Source organism: Phormidesmis sp. 146-20, from assembly GCF_052939475.1.
Genome location: NZ_JBJPHT010000002.1, coordinates 144876 through 161824, shown reverse-complemented (window position 1 = coordinate 161824; position 16949 = coordinate 144876). Strand labels below are relative to the sequence as shown.

The window sequence follows — 16949 nt, the reverse complement described above, 5'->3', positions numbered from 1 at the left end:
GCCGCTTTGGGGCAATTCATCTCCTGATTCAGCAATGCCCGCATCTAAAGTGCCTCAAGAGTAGTGCTTTCTCTGACTTTCAACTGGAGTTTCCACTGTTGGGCTTCTTCGTGCCGCTCCCAAAGTTTGGCATACACGCCATTTGCATTCACCAATTCATCATGGTTACCTTGCTCCACGACTTGCCCTTGATCTAATACAACAATTTGATCCGCGCTCATGATAGTAGGTAGCCGATGAGCAACAATGACTAAGGTTTTGCCCGTTGTTAGAGACGCGATCGCCGCTTGAATCAATGCCTCATTTTCAGGATCAGCGAAGGCGGTTGCTTCGTCTAATACCACAATGGGATTATCTTGGAGAATGGCACGAGCGATCGTGATTCGCTGTCGTTGCCCCCCAGATAGATAGGAGCCGCGCTCTCCGGCGATCGTGTTGTATCCCTGTGGTAACGACAGAATAAACTCATGGGCCTGAGCCGCACGAGCAGCAGCTTCTACTTCGGCATCGGTAGCATTGATTTTGCCTAATTTAATGTTGTTGTGAATCGTGTCATACAGCAAAAAAGTGTCTTGAAATACAAAAGAAACCCAGGACATCAGAGTGTCAGAGGTCATTTCTCGCACATCCACACCCCCAATAGCGATCGCGCCATCCTCCACATCCCAAAAGCGCGGAATCAATCGGGCGATCGTAGTTTTACCTGCACCAGAGGAACCAACCAAAGCGGTAACGCTCCCTGCGGGCATCTCAATGCTGACCTCTTGCAGGGCGAGACGGTTGCCATAAGAGAAAGTGACTGCGTGGAACTGTATGGAAGCCTCTGTGGGTTGTTTGGGCTGTTCTGGCTGCGGTAACGGAGGCTCTGCCAAGATTGTCCCAATCCGTTTTGCTCCCGCATTTGCCTGATTGATGAAATAGGACAGGGTAAAAATCGGTTTGAAGGCTCCACACAATCGAGGCGATAGTAGCAAAAACACCAACAGTTGCGGGAATTTTAGTGATCCCTGGATCATGAGCCAGGCTCCGACGATTGAAATAACAATCAGCGTGGGTAAGGGTTCAAACAGGAGTGTGCCCAAGCGTCCAGAGGTGCCCGTGGTTTTGTTCCAGTCTCGAATCGATTGCGTAAAAGAATCGAGCGATCGCTGAAATCGGGCGAAAGAACTACTGCCATCATCAAAGGTGCGGACGACCTGCATCCCTTGCACAAACTCAATCACCACACTGTTGATCTGCTCATTAGCGCGATCGTATTCCCCTCGCTTTTCAGCATAGTCTTGCAATGCTAACCGAATAAAAATCAGTCCGATCGGCAACACAGCCACTGTCACCAATCCCAACCGCCAATCGGCAATCAACATCGCAATCAGCGAGATTACAGGTGTAGTGTATGCTCGTCCAAGGAGCGGAGTACTGTCGGCAACAAAGGCATGGAGCGATTTGACATCATCCTGAACAATCTTCTTAATCGCACCGGAACCCGTTGTAATCACATATCCCAGCGGTACTTTTGCCAGGTGTTCAGTGATGGCGGTTCGCACGATTACTTCTAACTTGAATGCTGCTAAATGGGAAGTACTGGAGGCAAATACTTTAGTGGTAAAAGAAATGGCCACTGCGATCGCGGAAACTGCTACCCACATCCAGATTTGATTACCATCAGGAGCAGGCTTGAGTAGCTCAGACGCAATGGGTGGAATCGCCAACAAAGACACAATCGCGGCAATAGTGCTGATCACAGAAAGCGCGATCGCTGTGATAATCCTGCCTTGCACTGGAGCCATGACTTCCCAGATGTTTAGGGGTGGCTTTGGGTAGAGTTGATCAGTCATTTGGAGTAATTGGGGTTTAACAGATCACAGATGAGCAATCGATTCAGGTGCCGTTAGAGGGGCTAATTCTCGGCTAGAAAAGCCTTTCGCGATCAGGGCAACACTGGACAACGTTAAGATAATCCCGATCGCAAACATGACCGCATAGCCAAATGCTTTTGCGACAAATCCGCCCAATACCATTGCTAAAATGCCAGTGAAGTAGATTGTGGAAACCTGCAAGGTGTAGTCGGTTCCGGCAGTTTCTGGGCGGCTGTAATCCATCATCACTGTCAGCGTTGCGGTGTATGCCATGCCAGCCGCGATCGCCACTAGAATATTGGAACCATACATCAAAGTCAGGCTAGATGATCCGAAGGCAATGGGTAAGTAGGTTGCGATCGCAACTGCCGACAGAAGACCAAACAGGATCAGCGATCGCTTGCGTCCCCAACAACTGATGAGCCATCCAGCGAACAGTGAGCCAACTAGCCCTGCACTAAAGCTAACCACGCCTAAGATCCAACCAATGTCGGTGAGTGAGAATCCGCGATCGACCATCAAGGGACGAATCATAGCACTCGCCATACTGCCCCCTGCCATATACAGCGATAACATCAGTAACCATTGCCAGTGTCCCGGACGGCGGAAAAATTGCAGTAGCGTCAGCAAGCCAGGTTTCTGGGTCGGGGGAGGGAGGATTGTTTCTGGGTGAAAAATGACGGGAAAAAGCGACAGTCCCATAAAACTTGCTAGTAGCAGTAGGCTAACTGTCCAACCGAGGCGATCGAGCAGAATGAGCAGAATGCCTCCACCGATGATCGATCCTAGAAAATTGCCTCCGGATTGAATGCCGTTGCCGATGCCCCGTTCAGTTGGAGTGAGCAGTCCGATCGCGAGAGCATCCGTGGCAATGTCTTGACTGGCAGCAAAAAAGCAGACTAAAAACATACAGCCTAACATTAGTGGTAGTTGAGTTTTTAGATCTAGAAATGCACACAGAACAAGATTGAAGATTAACAAGCTTTGAAACAAAATAATCCAGATCCGATAGTGTCCCCAACGAAAGCGAATGCGATCGATGTAAGGGGCCCAGAGGAACTTCAGCATCCAGGGTACAGCCAGAAAACCAATCATGCCAATGACTTCTAAAGAAGCACCTTGCTGCCGGAGAAAAGTGGGGAGTGCTTGATAGAAGAAAGCGATCGGAATGTACTGCGAAACATATAAACTTGCCAACAGACTCAATTTAGGGATGGATGACTTAGACATAAAATTACAATGCCTCAATGAGTGCAGCAGACTTTGTGAATCGATTTAGCAGCCAGGATTCTGGAATGTATTTCATGTAGAGGTTGGTTAGCGCGATCGACCATTGGGTTTCTGGCAGCATCATTTGAGTTAGCTTAAAAGCATCTTTTTGCAAGTCATTCACTGTTTTTCTCAGGTGATTTTCGTAGGTCGCAAATGCATGGGTGTAGTCTTGCTGAGTGAGTGCTTTTGCTAAGAGATAGCTACCCAAAATCGCTGTGCCTGCGCCGCGTCCAGACATCAGTGTTAGGGTATGGGCAGCGTCTCCAATCAGGCAAACTCGCCCCTTTGACCACTGAGGCATGACAATTTGCAGCATGTCATCATAAAAAATAGTGGTTGGATCTTGAACACTGCGAATCACGTCTTGAATCAACCAATCAGCATCGCCAAATTCTTGAAGTAGATGGGGCACTCGTTCTTGAGGTGGAATTTTGCGACCGGGCGGTGATTGGTAAAGTAGAAATGCCCCAATGCCGGATGAGCCATATTTACCAATGCCAGCGTAGCGGCGAGGCAGCGTAATGTTATAGTTACAATCGCCCAAATCTGGGGGAGTATATTGGCTAAAAAAAGCCATGTAAGCGACATTAAAAAACTTCTCAAAGCCATTACCAAAAACCTGTTGGCGCGTCTGAGAATGTACTCCATCAGCACCGATGAGTAAATCAAAAGACTCAAAACTGCCATTGTTAAATGTGGCGGTGACGCGATCGCTCTGTTGTTCGACGGTCTGAATCATGTGACCCATGCGGATTTCAACCTGATCTTTGACCGCTTCGTAAATAGCTAAATGCAGGTCGGCGCGATTTAATACCAGGTTACGCTGCTCTACAGTAAAAACCTGACTCATATTCAGCTTGCGAATGATGCGTCCGGTGCTATCTACAAAAGCTGATTCAGTCAAGGGAATACTTTTCTGAACCAATGTTTCCAACAGTCCCATTTTTTCGAGAATTTGTACACTCGCTCCATAGGTTCCTAGCGGATAGCCCACGCGCTTAAATTCTGTTGCTTTATCAATCACAATGGGCTGAAAGCCAGACTGCTGTAGCCAATAGGCGAACGTGAGTCCAGCAATACCACCACCAGAAATGAGAATTTTCATTGTGAAAATAGTGACTAAAAATAGTGGTTACTTGGTAAGTTGCAGACGCAGAATACGAGCAGAATTTTTGAATACAGGGACAAGCAAAAATCGGATGTATCTTGCCCAAACAGGTAGGCGATCGGGATAGTCCGCAAACTGGGTGAGCGAATAAATTTCATCTTTGAGGCGGATGCCATCTCCCCAAGTTTCTAATTCTTGCCCAGCATCAAAGCCTGATTTGAACTCAGCATTGGTTTTGGAGACAGTATCATGCTTCTTGGAATTTTTTGCCGCCTTACGATCGAGTACATCAAGAACAATTTCGACAGGAGCAAGGCGATCGCGCAACTGCAAAATAATGCTGCGATTTTCAGCTTCACTCAAGTAGGGAGAAACCCCTTCCATCACCACGATCAGCGGTTGATTGGGCGCTCTTTGAATCTGATCAATCCAGGTAAAGTCGAGAATGGATTTTGCAATAAACTGGTAGCGATCGGTTTCTTCAAAGAACTTGCGTCGGAGTTCAATGACTTCAGGAAAATCGACTTCATACCAATGAACTTCTTTGTGATCAATTCTCGTAAACCGGGTACATAATCCACATCCTAAGTTAATCACGACTGCACCAGGATGAGCTTCTAAAAAGCTTTTGACAATGCGATCGTACTCTCTCACTCGAATCACAACCCCTAGCTGAGAAGCCCATCCCTTCTGGTATTTACTGAAGTCGTAATCTGTTTTTTGAGCAATTTCAACGGCTTTTGGATCTTGGAGTAAACTATCCGATCGCTGCGTTTCTACCACTCGTGCATACAGGGTGATCATTAGAGTTTCAGCAACGCCAGTTAGTTGTTGGGTTGGTTCCAATTGATTTGTCATCACAGGACTCCTTAAAAATTTGCTCGAATCTGCACTCCATAAGTCACGGGTTCACCAAACGCAGCAATCACATTGGGGGGCGGAAACACAAAGCCTTGAGTAATGTAGCGGGTATCCAATAAGTTATTAGCAAACACATAAATTCCTCCAGTTTTCCATTCATAACCCAGACGAGCATTTACCAGAGCATAGGGCTTTTGTTCGATTTGGTTGGCATCATCAAAAAAGGTGTTGCCTAATCCCACCAGTTCTAAGCGACCAAAAATGCCCCCTGTGCTGTGATATTGCATCGCCAGGTTATAAGTGAGACTGGGCGAAACGGGGACGCGATTATTGTTGAAGCTCTGCCCTGTAAAGGGATTGGTGTAGTTTTTGAATGTGGCGTTGGTGTAGCCCAATCCAGCACTCAGGCTGAGTTCCTTTGTTACTTCTGCTCGTAGTTCTAGTTCAAATCCTGTACTTTTGATGTCAGCATTGGCAATATTGTTGAAAAATCCTGTTACATCAGGCAAAGCAACTTGATAGTTACTGGCATCAATTTGAAAAACTGCTAGATTGGCTGTTAAGCGGTTATTTAGCCAGGAGGTTTTCACGCCCAATTCGTAGTTCCAGGAGCTTTCCTCCTGAAATCGGCGAGTGGCTTCGGTATCAGACCGATAGTTAAACCCACTGGGGCGATAGCCTTTGGCGATCGTGCCATAGGCCATGACGTTTGGACTAAACCGATACTGCGCTCCGAACCGAGGAATAAGCGCATCACTTTTTTCTTGTAAACCACTAATCGTGGGACTTAGAGGCACGTCTCCCAACCCTGGAACGGTAAAAATTCGTCGCCGCACCATCTCTACTTGAGAAGACTCATAGCGCAAGCCTGCAAACAGCGTTAATGGCTCGATCGGCTTGTAGTCCAGTTGTCCAAACGCGGCATAGGTATAGCGCTGCTGTTCGGCAGAAACATTGTTCGTGCCTGCGAAGGGTGCCCCAAACGCGGCGGCTCCCAAATTGCTTAGAGTAATGCCGTCTTGAAGGGTATTAAACTCGCGAGACTCAAAATAGCCACCCACCACCCAGCGCAAACGATCGGCTGTATTAGGAGACTGAAATCGAAGTTCCTGAGTCCATACCGTAGAATCGAATGCCCCGATTCCGTTAAACAGATTCACTTCGGTATAGTCCGCTTCGGTGGCAAAAGCCTGTTGGGTCGATCGCCGCGTCGTTACCGAAACTGCTCGAAACCCCGTACCCTCATAAGCAACTTTCAAGGCTTGAGTATTGTTGTCCAGGCGATAGAAGCCATCAAAATCTTGAGCAACTTTAAAGGGGTTGGGAGTATCTCGTGGGGCAAACAGGGGGCTACCGTCATCGTCAGAGTTGATGGTGGTATTAAAGGAGATGTTCCACTCTTTAGCAGGTGTCCAGAGGATCTCAGCGCGTCCAGCTAACCCATTTTTTTCGCCGACCTCTCGATTCAAAAACGTGTTTTCTACAATGCCATCCCGCGCTTTGTAAATGCCTGCCAGTCGGAAAAATAGTTTGTCTGGCAGTACTGCATCACTCAACGATAGTTGCAGATTGCGAAAATTATTGTTGCCATAGCTGGCAGCTGCGCGGATTTCTGGCTGATTACTGGGCGGACGCGAAATGATGTTGACCACTCCCGCCTGTGAGCTTCTGCCATAGAGTGTACTTTGCGGCCCCCGCAGCACTTCCACTCGCTCTAAATCAAACAGAACCCCATCCAAAAAACCGCCGTAATCATAGGGCACGTCATCGACGTAAAACGCCACGTTGTCTTGAGAAGCCAAAAAGTTGAAGTTACTGAGTCCCCGAATGCTGTAGTAGTTGAAGTAGGACGCTCCCGTTGAGCCACGCAAAAAAGTGAAGTTGGGAGTATTGTTGGCAATACTTTGCAGCGAATCAATTTGAGCATCTTCTAGTTCTCGTTTGGGAATGACAGTCAGGCTGATGGGTACATTTTGCGGACTGTCTTCTCGCTTTTCAGCCGTGACGGTGATTTCTTCTTCAGCTTCGGTCAAGACACTCACCGTCAAGCCCGTCGTACCGGGCACAATATCGGCTTCCAGGGGCACTCCTGGCGCACCTGTGATCACGACTTGAACCGTGGTTGCTGTTGCATTACTGGCGGTCAGGCTGATGATTCCAGTAGCCGGATTGTTTTGCTGAAAGGCAGATTGTAGTTGGGCGTTGGCAATGGTCACAATCAGGCGTTGACCAAGCCTTTCCTGTGAGGAATCACGCTCCTGTTTCACTTCACCCTGCAACAGCTTGCCGTCGGCAGTTTCCAGCACAATTTCTAGTTCATCCTCGGCTGGCTTGAGGCGAACATTCGTAATGGTTGTCAAAGTCGGAGATTGAGACAGCCATTCCTCAACCGTTGTGGCCGGACGCTGCACATCCTTTAAGCGCTCAACGCTGTTGGTTGCCTGTTCTGTGGAATCGTCGATCGAAACCGCATTCGCCACGGCTGGAATGGGCATGACCATCGCCAGGATGAGTGGGAACCCCATCAGGTGATTCAAATCGGGTTGAGAAATTCGCGACACAATACACTCCTCAATTCAAAAAGTCGGACAGTTTGTCGCAACTAATTCTCATTTGCATGAGTTGTCTGAGAGTGATTGTAGAGCGGTCAACCCAGGGCGATTTGTCCCAAACGGAATTTTCGGATGTCCCAAACGGAGTTTTTAAGAACGATTCTCATACCGATGCTCACCAGGATTTACGCCAAAATATTTCTTGTAGGCCCGGTGAAAGGAACTTAAGCTGCTGTAGCCGACAGTATGAGCAGCGATCGCCACCTGAATCGGCTGAGTTTCCAGCAGTTGTCGCGCCTGTTCCATCCGGTGCTGGTGCAAACATCCAAAGGCGGTGGTTCCAAATACCTGATGAAATCCTTGTTTGAGTTTGCAGTCATTTAGCCCGACCTGTCGCGCCAAGGCTATCAGTGTAGGCGGATTGTGCAACCGTTGGATCAAGATATCTCGCGCTTGATAAATCCGCTCTACTTCGTCTGATTTTAAGCCCCGTTGATTGGATGTGGTGTGTATTTCCTTGAGTTGGTGCAGTTGAAAGGTGATCAACTCTAGCGCCTTACTTTCTAGATACAATCGCTGGGTTGCCCCCTGGTAGGGACATTGTAAAATCTGGTGCAATGTAGTCCTCATTGCTGAGGTGGTGGCTCCCTGTTGCCAGTAGAAATGGTCAGAGGTTTGAAAGCAGTGTCTCAAACTAGCTGGGAAAGTGTCCAGTTCATCTTTTAGGAAATCTTGGAGTAGATGGGGCGCGATCGCTAGTTCTACCAGGCAAATTGATTGATTAGCGGGTAGTTGCCCAACGGTTTGAGCGTCCGTCATGTTTACAGACAAGCAAGATCCGGGGCGAATGGCGACTTCCGATCGCGATTGATTTGCCACCATATTGACTGTACCAGCGATGCCATAGCACAAGCCAAACATGGCATAGTGATTGTGCGATGCGATCGTGATTTCTTCGGTCAGGTCATGGGTTTGGACATACAGTTCCAGCCCATCGCGCAGATGCCAATTTCGGACTAAACTTTTACCAAATTCACTGGGTAAGTGCAAAGAGGTTTCACACCCATTTACTTGAAAGGGAACCCCCGTCTGAGATTGAATCTCTTCAAACATATCCAGCAAATCTTGCACCGTGATTGTTACTTGCAATTTAAACCTCCGGGGATCACCTGTTGAAGAGAGATTCCAGGCGTTGCTGAATGCAGGTATGAATTGCCCTCATCCCCAGGGAGAAGAGAGCCAGAACTCTGGTTCCCTCGCCCCTTGAGAGAGGGTTAGGGTGAGGGCGAATTTAGCCTTTCATCCTGCAATTCAGCAACGCCAGATTCCATCAGCATCAACACCCTCTATTGCCTAAATCCTAGACTTATTGATAATAATTTTCAATGGTCAAGTTGATGCTCTTTAATGCGATTTTCCATCTCCCTTGAAGAACGCTTGCTCCTGTGTCCCCTGCACCGGATCATCGCTCACATCCAGATCCAGGATGATTTGTTTCGGTTCCTTGCCGTGTTGTTCGATAGACACCCGATCGCCAGACTGCACCGACCAGAGCTTCGCATAAACCCCGTTGAGCGAGCGTAACTGTTCATGGGTTCCAGATTCGACAAATTGCCCATGCTCCATCACATAGATGCAGTCTGCATGGCGAATCGTTGAAAGTCGATGTGCGATCGCGATCGTCGTCCGGTTTTGCGTAATCCGAGAAAGCGATCGCTGAATTGCCGCTTCAGTTTCGTTATCCACCGCAGAAGTCGCTTCATCGAGAATCAGAATTGGTGGATTTTTGATTACGGCTCTAGCGATCGCGATTCTTTGCCGTTGCCCTCCCGATAGTTTCTGTCCGCGCTCACCCACAATGGTTTGATAGCCTTCTGGCAACCGTTCAATAAACTCATGTGCTTCTGCGACTTTTGCCGCTGCAATGATGTCCTGTTCAGTCGCGTCAAAGGTTCCATAAGTAATGTTTTCGGCAACTGTGCCATGAAATAGAAACACATCTTGACTAACTAGCCCAATGTTGCGTCGCAAATCGTAGAGGTTGAGATCGCGAATGTTGAGATGGTCGATCGTAATCCTGCCAGAATCGACTTCATACAGTCGCATTAGTAGTTTAACTAGGGTGCTTTTTCCTGATCCGGTAGAGCCGACGATCGCGGTGGTTTTCCCAGCAGGAATATGCAGTGATAGGTTGGTTAGCACTGAATTCCGATTTGGGTACGCAAATTTTACTTGCTCAAAGTTGACTTCACCTTGCACAGTCGAGAGCGAAATCTCTCCGGTCTGAATCTGCACAGGCGTATCGAGCAGATCCATAATTCGTCTGGTTGATGCCATCGCCCGTTGATAGGAATCGAAGATTTCACCTAAATCAACTAATGACCATAACAATTGCTGAATCAAGATTAGAGCAACGCTGTAATTTGCGATCGACAATCTTCCCGAAAATGCTGCAATTCCACCTGATACTAACAGTGTTGTAAATCCAATCAAGACTAAGATGCGAATGAGCGGAATAAAGCCCGCAGACAATCGAATCGCCTTCGAGTTACTGCGACGATAAGCATTACTTTCGGCTTTTAAGCGATCGCGCTCATATCGTTCTGCCGTAAAGCTTTTAATTGTGATAATGCCGCTAATGTTGTTCTCTAACCTGGCATTGAGATCTCCAACTTGCTCACGAACGCGATCATAGCGAGGTTCTAGTAATTTCTGATAGCGCAACGAACCGATTAAGATGAACGGCATGGGTAGCATTGAAGCGATCGCAATCTCAATCGGCAAAACAAGAAACGCACCAATCATCAGGATAATCACTGCACTGATAATCTGAATAATATTGTTTGCGATCGTATTGAGAAAATGCTCTAGCTGATTGATGTCATCGCTGAGAATTGCAATCAAGCCGCCTGTTGTTTGTTCCTCAAAATATGCCGCTTCGAGTTCTTGTAAATGAGTGTAAGTATCTAATCGTAAGTCATGCTGAATATCTTGGGCGAGATTGCGCCAGAGTAGATCGTAGCCATAGTTCGAGAGCGATTCGAGTCCCCAAATTGCTACCGTAAGGAAAGCAAGTAGAAAGAACTGGTGAACAACGTTAGCCATTCCGAATCGAGATAAGAATGAGTTTTGCTGTTGGATGAGGACATCGATCGCGGCTCCCATCAGTGCAGGCGGCGCGAGATCCATCAGTGTGTTGACGATCGAGCAACTTGCCGCCATCCAAATCTGCGATCGATATCGTCTGCCATAATTTAACAATCGAACTAAGGGAGTTGTAGACTTGGGTGGCTTAGAAGTCGGCATAGGGCGATGATAAAAGTATTCCTCTGCTAGCCTACCGAGTCACAGCACATCGTAAAAGCCTATTTTGACGGTTAGCGGAACTTTTTTTGAATGCTAGACGGACTTTTTTCAGGGGATGAGATTACTCGGCTCTTTGAAGTGCTAAGGAGGTTTTGTCATCTGTGTACCATGAGGATGGGGGCGATCGCTTTGAGGAATGATCGAGCGATTAGCGCAAAGCGCAACTCCGCAGGAACCGCACTAAGTCATTGAGCGATCGACATCTTGAGAAATAATAGAGCGATTAGCGCAAAGCGCAACTCCGCAGGAACCGCACAAACCATCAAGCGAAGCGCAAAGCTCACCGAAGGTACCGACCATCAGAGCAAGATTAGCGGTAGAGCAATTCTGTGCCAAAATTTAGAAGACGGCAAGCAGGATTTTACAGTGGAACTAGAACATTACTTTGACTTCGTTTGTGCGGATGATATTCGTCTGAAAGGGACGCGCATGGGCATCGAAACGATTCTCTATGCTTATATTCATCAACAGCGCACGGCTGAAGAGATTGCTCAAATTTATCCTCAGATCACGCTTGAACAGATTTACGCAACGATTCTCTACTATCTGCATAACCAAGCTCAGGTGACTCAGTATTTGGCAGATTGGTTGGACTATTGTACTCAAGTGGAGCGGGAACAGGACGAGAATCCATTGGCGATCGTGGTTCGTCTGAAACAGATTAAGGCGGAACGCAGTTTGACCGCGCATGGTTAGATATTTGATCGATGAAAACCCGCCACCGAGCTATCAAATGCAGTTGTTGCGACGTAAGCCAGATCGAGCGGTTTGGGCAGTTGGCGATCTGGAACTCCACCTAAAGGAACACTCGATCCGGCAATTCTCGAATGGTGTGAACAGCATGACTTTATTCTGATCACGAACAATCGTCGATCGATGCCAACTCACTGGGTTGAACACCTCGATCGTGGGCAGCATATTCCTGGGATTTTCGCGCTCAGACCCAAGGCATCTTTGGGGGAAATTCTGGATGATTTGATTTTGATTGCTGAAGTTGATGCGATCGCTGAATTTTACGATCGCATTGTCTACATTCCACTGTGATTTTTGGTCGATTACCTGAACTGCGTTGCCTTCGGCACAGCAAAGCTGACCGCAAAAACCATCAAGCGCTAGCGCAGCTTACCGAAGGTACCGACAATTGAGCGCGCGCTGCTTTGCAGATACCGCAAGGGTCGCACTAAGTCATTGAGCGCTAGCGAAGCTTACCGAAGGTACCGACCGTTTGAGAAATGATAGAGCGTTCACACCTCGCAAAAGGTCTGAAGTGTGATGGTCAGCAGTGATCACCTATCGGGGGGAAATCGTCCGAATCATCTCAGTTCGACGCTCACGCATCTTGGAGGAAAAGCTTTATGAAGGCGGAAGTATTTGATCAACGATTCGATCAGGGTGAGGATATGACCGAGTTTTTGGACTTGGCAAACGCACACCGTCCGGGACATAAATCACAGTCTGTGACGATCGCGTTTCCGCAGTGGATGCTGGATGCGTTGGATCGCGAAGCAGTCCGCTTGGGGGTGAGCCGTGAGGCGATTGTTAAGGTGTGGCTGGCTGAACGGCTAACGCCACTGTCTAGATGAGCATTTGCTGTCCCTAACTGTTCGTTTGAAGCACGTCTAGCGCAGCGTTGGGCTTTGGGCGTAACCGCACTTCATAAGACTTCTAGGGTGCGATCGTGAGACAATTAGGCGCGGTTGCATCTTGAAAAGGGTCTGAAGTGCGTTGCCTTCGGCACAGCAAAGCTGACCGCACAAACCATCAAGCGCTAGCGAAGCTTACCGAAGGTACCGACAATTGAGCGCGACTTAAGTACACTTGATCGTATTGTCTTTCACCTGATGTAATGCGTCGTGATCCGCTCTTTTACAAACTATTTCAGCAATCTCCTGAACTGCTGTTTGATTTGATTGGCAGCAGACCGAGCAATGCGGCAAACTATCGGTTTGACTCAGTAGCGGTGAAGGAACCAAAGCTTGAGATTGATGGGGTGTTTCTGCCACCTGAAACCGATGAACCGGGGACGATCTATTTCTGCGAATTGCAAATGCAGAAAGATGATGAATTGTACGAGCGATTGTTTAGTGAATCTGCGCTGTACTTTTACAGAAACAGTTCTCGCTTCTCAGATTGGCAAGCGGTGATTATTTATCCATCTCGTGCAGTAGAGCAGAGTAAGGTGTACCCGCATCGCTCGTTACTTAATGGAGAGCACAAGTCCATCGGGTGTATTTGAATGAACTAGGGGACGTGCGCTCCCTTCCAGTGACAGTGGGCGCAATTGTACTTACCATTGTGGAAGAAGATGAAGCTCCAGAAGTCGCGAGAGAGCTAATCGTACGAACGGAGCAGGAGGATTTCACCGTAGCTCAAAGACGCGACATAATAGATATAGTGACATCCATCATGGTGTACAAGTTTGCAAACCTAAGTCGGTCAGAGGTAAAAGCGATGTTGGGACTCGATTTAATTCAGGAGCCACGAGCAATTCGGGAGGCAAAAGAAGAGGAAGCGATCGCGCTTATCACTCGGCAATTAACCCGACGACTAAGGCAGGAACTTTCTGAGGAGATGCGATCGCGCCTTTCATCCCTACCTTTACCTGTCCTAGAAGACCTCAGCGAATCCTTACTCGATTTCACCACGTTGGCAGATTTAGAGGCTTGGTTGGAAGCGCGATCGACATCTTGAGAAACCATCAAGCGATCGCACAAACCATCAAGCGATCGACATCTTGAGAAATGATAGAGCGATTAGCGCAAAGCGCAACTCCGCAGGAACCGCACAAACCATCAAGCGATCGACAATTGAGCGCGATCGCGAAAATCATCTGGCGATCGACCTCTTGAGAAATCAAAGCGCAACGACCTAGGAACCGTGCGAGTCATCGACCCGCGTTTAGGATTTGCTCCGCCGTCAGGTTCAGTTGGGGAAAAGTGGGGGATAGGATGAACTGATTCCCGGTGAAATCTGCAAACTGGTAAGCTCCATTGATTAAGCTGCCGATTTTTACCCATTGGCGATCGGGGTCGATAATCCAATACTCAAGCACCCCACGCGCTGCGTACTCGGCGGGCTTTTGCTGGTAGTCACGCTGGTAGTTTTCACTGGATTCGGTGCCGGGGGACGCGACTTCGATGATCAGCATCGGGTTGGGTTCACCCAATCGAAGGATGGATTCTTTGCGACCCTCGATCGCTAATGCTGATTCTTCTGTATGCACGATCAAATCTGGGTCACGGGCACTCGCGTAAGCACTGGTTGCTTCAATCTTTTGTTTGAAGCCAATGCGGTAGGCAGGCAAGCCCAAGCGGATAAAGACCTCAAATAAAAAACCTACAATCCAAGTATTAATCGTGCTTTCTGTGCCCATCTCGACTAGCATCCCATCCACCAATTCGTAGCGGGTATCTGTGCCGTCGTCATAGGTCAGATACTCGTCCAATGTCATGCGTTTTTGGGTTGTAGCGGTCATAGGTCACCTCGCCCAATGAATGCTCTCAGTTTATCAAATTGACTGTGATCTTAGCAGTACGATCGCACTTCACAAAAGCCCTGAGATGCGATCGCTGAATTCTAGCAGCGGTGGTGTATTTGAAGTACACTTGCTCGTGTTGTTTCTTGTTTGCTGCAATACGACGTGATCCGCTCTTTTACAAACTGTTTCAACAATCGCCGGAATTGCTGTTTGATCTGATTGGTACAAGACCTAGCAATGCGGCAAACTATCGATTTGATTCCGTGGCAGTGAAGGAACCGAAGTTTGAGATTGATGGGGTGTTTCTGCCGCCAGAAGATGAGAGAGTCCTTGTTTACTTCTGTGAGGTACAAATGCAGAGGGATGAACTGCTGTATGAGCGACTGTTTGCGGAGTCTGCATTGTATTTCTATCGCAATCGCAGCCGTTTTAGTGATTGGCAAGTGGTGCTGATTTATCCATCACGATCGATCGATCGAGCAAAGTGATGTGCATCCACATCGGTCAATGCTCAACGGTGGGCAGGCGCATCGGGTGTATTTGGATGAGTTGGGGGAGGTGAGAGACTTGCCTGTGACGGTGGGGGCAATTGTGTTGACGATTGTGGATGAAGCAGAAGCCCCGGAAGCTGCGAGAGAGCTAATTGCGCGAACGGAACAGGAGGCATTAACACCTCAACAGAAACAAGACATAATAGATATTGTGACCTCGATTCTGGTCTACAAGCTGATGAATTTAAGCCGAACGGAGATTAAAAGGATGCTAGGACTAGATTTAACGCAGGAACCCCGCGCCATCCGAGAAGCGAAGGAAGAAGGACGGGAAGAAGCACTGCAACGAGAGCGATCGCTAATTCTCCGCCAACTTACCAAAAAAGTAGGAGCCTTAGATGATTCATTGCGCGACCCCTCGCGGGTATCTCTTCGAGATCGCGTTTCCTCCTTATCGATCGAACAACTCGAAGCTTTGGGAGAAGCGTTACTCGATTTCACTGATGTTACAAATTTAGAAGCTTGGCTGACAGAACAAAGTTAGAAAAGCGATTAGCGCAAAGCGCAACTCCGCAGGAACCGCACAAACCATCCAGCGATCGACATCTTGAGAAATCATCAAGCGATTAGCGCAAAGCGCAACTCCGCAGGAACCGCACAAACCATCCAGCGATCGACGGTTTGAGAAATCATCAAGCGATCGCACTGAGTCACTGAGCGATCGACATCTTGAAAAATAATAGAGCGATCGCACAAACCATCAAGCGATCGACAATCAAAGCGCGATCGCTAAAATCATCGAGCGATCGACGGTTTGAGAAATGATAGAGCGCGCTGCTTTGCAGATACCGCAAGGGTCGCACAAACAATCAAGCGATCGACAGCGCGATCGCATCTTGTAAAGAGTCTGAAGTGCGATCGCTGACTTCCTTATCTTCTTTACTGAGGCGCATTAACGAGATATTTGTAGAGATCGTCAATTACTGCCTTAGCTGCAATTGGACCACCTCCTACCCAGTGGTCCCCAACTTCATAAATCCTTTTTTGCTGAACTGCTTTTAATCTTAGCCAAAGAGGATTGTCCTTGAGAGCAGAGAGTACCTCTCCAATTTTAGAATTCCATTTGCCTACGATCACAAATACAGCTTCTCCATCTGCCATATCCATAACTTCTTTCGATATGGAGTATTGAATAGGATCACCTGCTAGTGCTTGAGTTTGTATTAAATCTAAATCCTGTGAAGGCGGTCGCGGTAGATCTGCGTCTTCCAAGATAGTACCGATAAAACCTGATTTCGTGTACAGAGTAATCATTTCAGGATACAGTCGGACAACTGAGACTTGAGTTGAACTAGGAGGATTCTTTGCCGAAGAACTTACATCTGCACCCACTTGCATCCTGAAAGTTTTTGCCCGTTGAAAATAGTCTGCCATCACCTGCTTAACCTGCTCAGTTTTGCCCAAAACTTCTCCTACAGAGGCAAAAACCTTTTTCCATTCGCCGCTATGGTTGAACTGCACAAAAACAGTAGGCGCAATTTGAGAAAGCTGGGAATAAATTTGAGGACTATTTTTAAGCCCAAGAATCAGATCAGGCTTAAGTCTTAGTACTCGCTCCAAGTTTATTCCTCCCTCAAAACCGATATCCACTGTTCCTCTTGCGCGGACTTGTACAACTGGTGAAACATATCTAAGATTCCCGCCGAGTGGTTTTTGCTCTAATGCAAGTACATCCTCCAACATCACACTGTCCAAGACAACAATGCGCTGTGGACTGATTGGGACACAAGTTTCGCCCATCGAATGTTGAACAATACGACAGTTCTTTAGAGATGCGGAATCATCAGGTGGAATGAAAGTATTAAAGGATTGACTGCCACAAGCAGAAACGATGAGAATAATTGTGAACCCAAACAGAAACACTAGAATCCGAGCTTTTCTAAATATTGAATGTTGCTTTGACAC

At 47.7% G+C, this 16949-nt stretch carries 18 protein-coding genes and 1 pseudogene; 8 read left to right on the top strand and 11 right to left on the bottom strand.

What is annotated here, in order from left to right; translation table 11 throughout:
* Positions 1-44: 44 nt before the first annotated feature.
* The 7 genes from ACKFKH_RS02875 to ACKFKH_RS02845 all read right to left on the bottom strand — a co-directional run bounded on the left by ACKFKH_RS02875 (position 45) and on the right by ACKFKH_RS02845 (position 10955).
* The gene (locus ACKFKH_RS02875) at positions 45-1835 is read right to left on the bottom strand and encodes an ABC transporter ATP-binding protein (RefSeq protein WP_446856722.1); all 1791 of its coding nucleotides are present in this window, start codon (positions 1833-1835) and stop codon (positions 45-47) included.
* A 24-nt stretch (positions 1836-1859) separates the two neighbouring features.
* Positions 1860-3086, bottom strand: a complete 1227-nt coding sequence (locus ACKFKH_RS02870; protein ID WP_446856721.1) for an MFS transporter — start codon at positions 3084-3086, stop codon at positions 1860-1862.
* 4 nt (positions 3087-3090) lie between these two features.
* Positions 3091-4233, bottom strand: a complete 1143-nt coding sequence (locus ACKFKH_RS02865; RefSeq protein ID WP_446856720.1) for an FAD-dependent monooxygenase — start codon at positions 4231-4233, stop codon at positions 3091-3093.
* 27 nt (positions 4234-4260) lie between these two features.
* Positions 4261-5094: a class I SAM-dependent methyltransferase gene (locus tag ACKFKH_RS02860; protein WP_446856719.1), complete on the bottom strand. Its 834-nt coding sequence runs from the start codon at positions 5092-5094 to the stop codon at positions 4261-4263.
* A gap of 11 nt (positions 5095-5105) precedes the next feature.
* Positions 5106-7658 carry a TonB-dependent receptor domain-containing protein gene (locus ACKFKH_RS02855; RefSeq protein WP_446856718.1) on the bottom strand — a complete coding sequence of 851 codons (2553 nt, stop codon included), beginning with the start codon at positions 7656-7658 and terminating at the stop codon, positions 5106-5108.
* Positions 7659-7799: 141 nt separating this feature from the next.
* Complete coding sequence (locus ACKFKH_RS02850; RefSeq protein WP_446856717.1) at positions 7800-8798, bottom strand: helix-turn-helix transcriptional regulator; 999 nt, start codon at positions 8796-8798, stop codon at positions 7800-7802.
* 255 nt (positions 8799-9053) lie between these two features.
* Complete coding sequence (locus ACKFKH_RS02845) at positions 9054-10955, bottom strand: ATP-binding cassette domain-containing protein (protein WP_446856716.1); 1902 nt, start codon at positions 10953-10955, stop codon at positions 9054-9056.
* A 264-nt stretch (positions 10956-11219) separates the two neighbouring features.
* On the opposite strand from ACKFKH_RS02845, the gene ACKFKH_RS02840 reads away from it, so the two are divergent.
* From ACKFKH_RS02840 to ACKFKH_RS02815, 6 genes and pseudogenes are all read left to right on the top strand, one after another.
* A complete protein-coding gene (locus ACKFKH_RS02840) occupies positions 11220-11711 on the top strand; it encodes a DUF433 domain-containing protein (protein ID WP_446856715.1) in 492 nt (163 codons plus the stop codon).
* Between the two features lie 72 nt (positions 11712-11783).
* Positions 11784-12059 (top strand): hypothetical protein, encoded by a 276-nt coding sequence (locus tag ACKFKH_RS02835; RefSeq protein WP_446856714.1) that lies wholly within the window; start codon positions 11784-11786, stop codon positions 12057-12059.
* A 311-nt stretch (positions 12060-12370) separates the two neighbouring features.
* Positions 12371-12598, top strand: coding sequence for a type II toxin-antitoxin system BrnA family antitoxin (gene brnA / locus ACKFKH_RS02830; RefSeq protein WP_446856713.1), 228 nt, complete (start codon positions 12371-12373; stop codon positions 12596-12598).
* A gap of 263 nt (positions 12599-12861) precedes the next feature.
* On the top strand, positions 12862-13251 hold the full coding sequence (locus ACKFKH_RS02825; protein ID WP_446856712.1) for an Rpn family recombination-promoting nuclease/putative transposase: 390 nt from the start codon (positions 12862-12864) through the stop codon (positions 13249-13251).
* Positions 13242-13412 (top strand): annotated as a pseudogene (locus ACKFKH_RS02820) (DUF2887 domain-containing protein); the annotation flags it as partial. The gene ACKFKH_RS02825 and the pseudogene ACKFKH_RS02820, both read left to right, overlap by 10 nt.
* Positions 13413-13466: 54 nt before the next feature.
* Positions 13467-13706, top strand: coding sequence for a DUF4351 domain-containing protein (locus tag ACKFKH_RS02815; RefSeq protein WP_446856870.1), 240 nt, complete (start codon positions 13467-13469; stop codon positions 13704-13706).
* A gap of 7 nt (positions 13707-13713) precedes the next feature.
* Here the strand turns inward: ACKFKH_RS02815 and ACKFKH_RS02810 are convergent, their stop codons facing one another.
* On the bottom strand, positions 13714-13872 hold the full coding sequence (locus ACKFKH_RS02810) for a hypothetical protein (RefSeq protein WP_446856711.1): 159 nt from the start codon (positions 13870-13872) through the stop codon (positions 13714-13716).
* 27 nt (positions 13873-13899) lie between these two features.
* A complete protein-coding gene (locus tag ACKFKH_RS02805) occupies positions 13900-14490 on the bottom strand; it encodes a Uma2 family endonuclease (protein WP_446856710.1) in 591 nt (196 codons plus the stop codon).
* Between the two features lie 146 nt (positions 14491-14636).
* On the opposite strand from ACKFKH_RS02805, the gene ACKFKH_RS02800 reads away from it, so the two are divergent.
* Positions 14637-14981, top strand: coding sequence for a DUF2887 domain-containing protein (locus tag ACKFKH_RS02800; RefSeq protein WP_446856709.1), 345 nt, complete (start codon positions 14637-14639; stop codon positions 14979-14981).
* 1 nt (position 14982) lies between these two features.
* Complete coding sequence (locus ACKFKH_RS02795) at positions 14983-15528, top strand: DUF2887 domain-containing protein (protein WP_446856708.1); 546 nt, start codon at positions 14983-14985, stop codon at positions 15526-15528.
* A 166-nt stretch (positions 15529-15694) separates the two neighbouring features.
* Here ACKFKH_RS02795 and ACKFKH_RS02790 read toward each other — a convergent pair whose 3' ends face one another.
* The gene (locus ACKFKH_RS02790) at positions 15695-15847 is read right to left on the bottom strand and encodes a hypothetical protein (protein ID WP_446856707.1); all 153 of its coding nucleotides are present in this window, start codon (positions 15845-15847) and stop codon (positions 15695-15697) included.
* Positions 15848-15923: 76 nt separating this feature from the next.
* A complete protein-coding gene (locus ACKFKH_RS02785) occupies positions 15924-16949 on the bottom strand; it encodes an ABC transporter substrate-binding protein (RefSeq protein WP_446856706.1) in 1026 nt (341 codons plus the stop codon).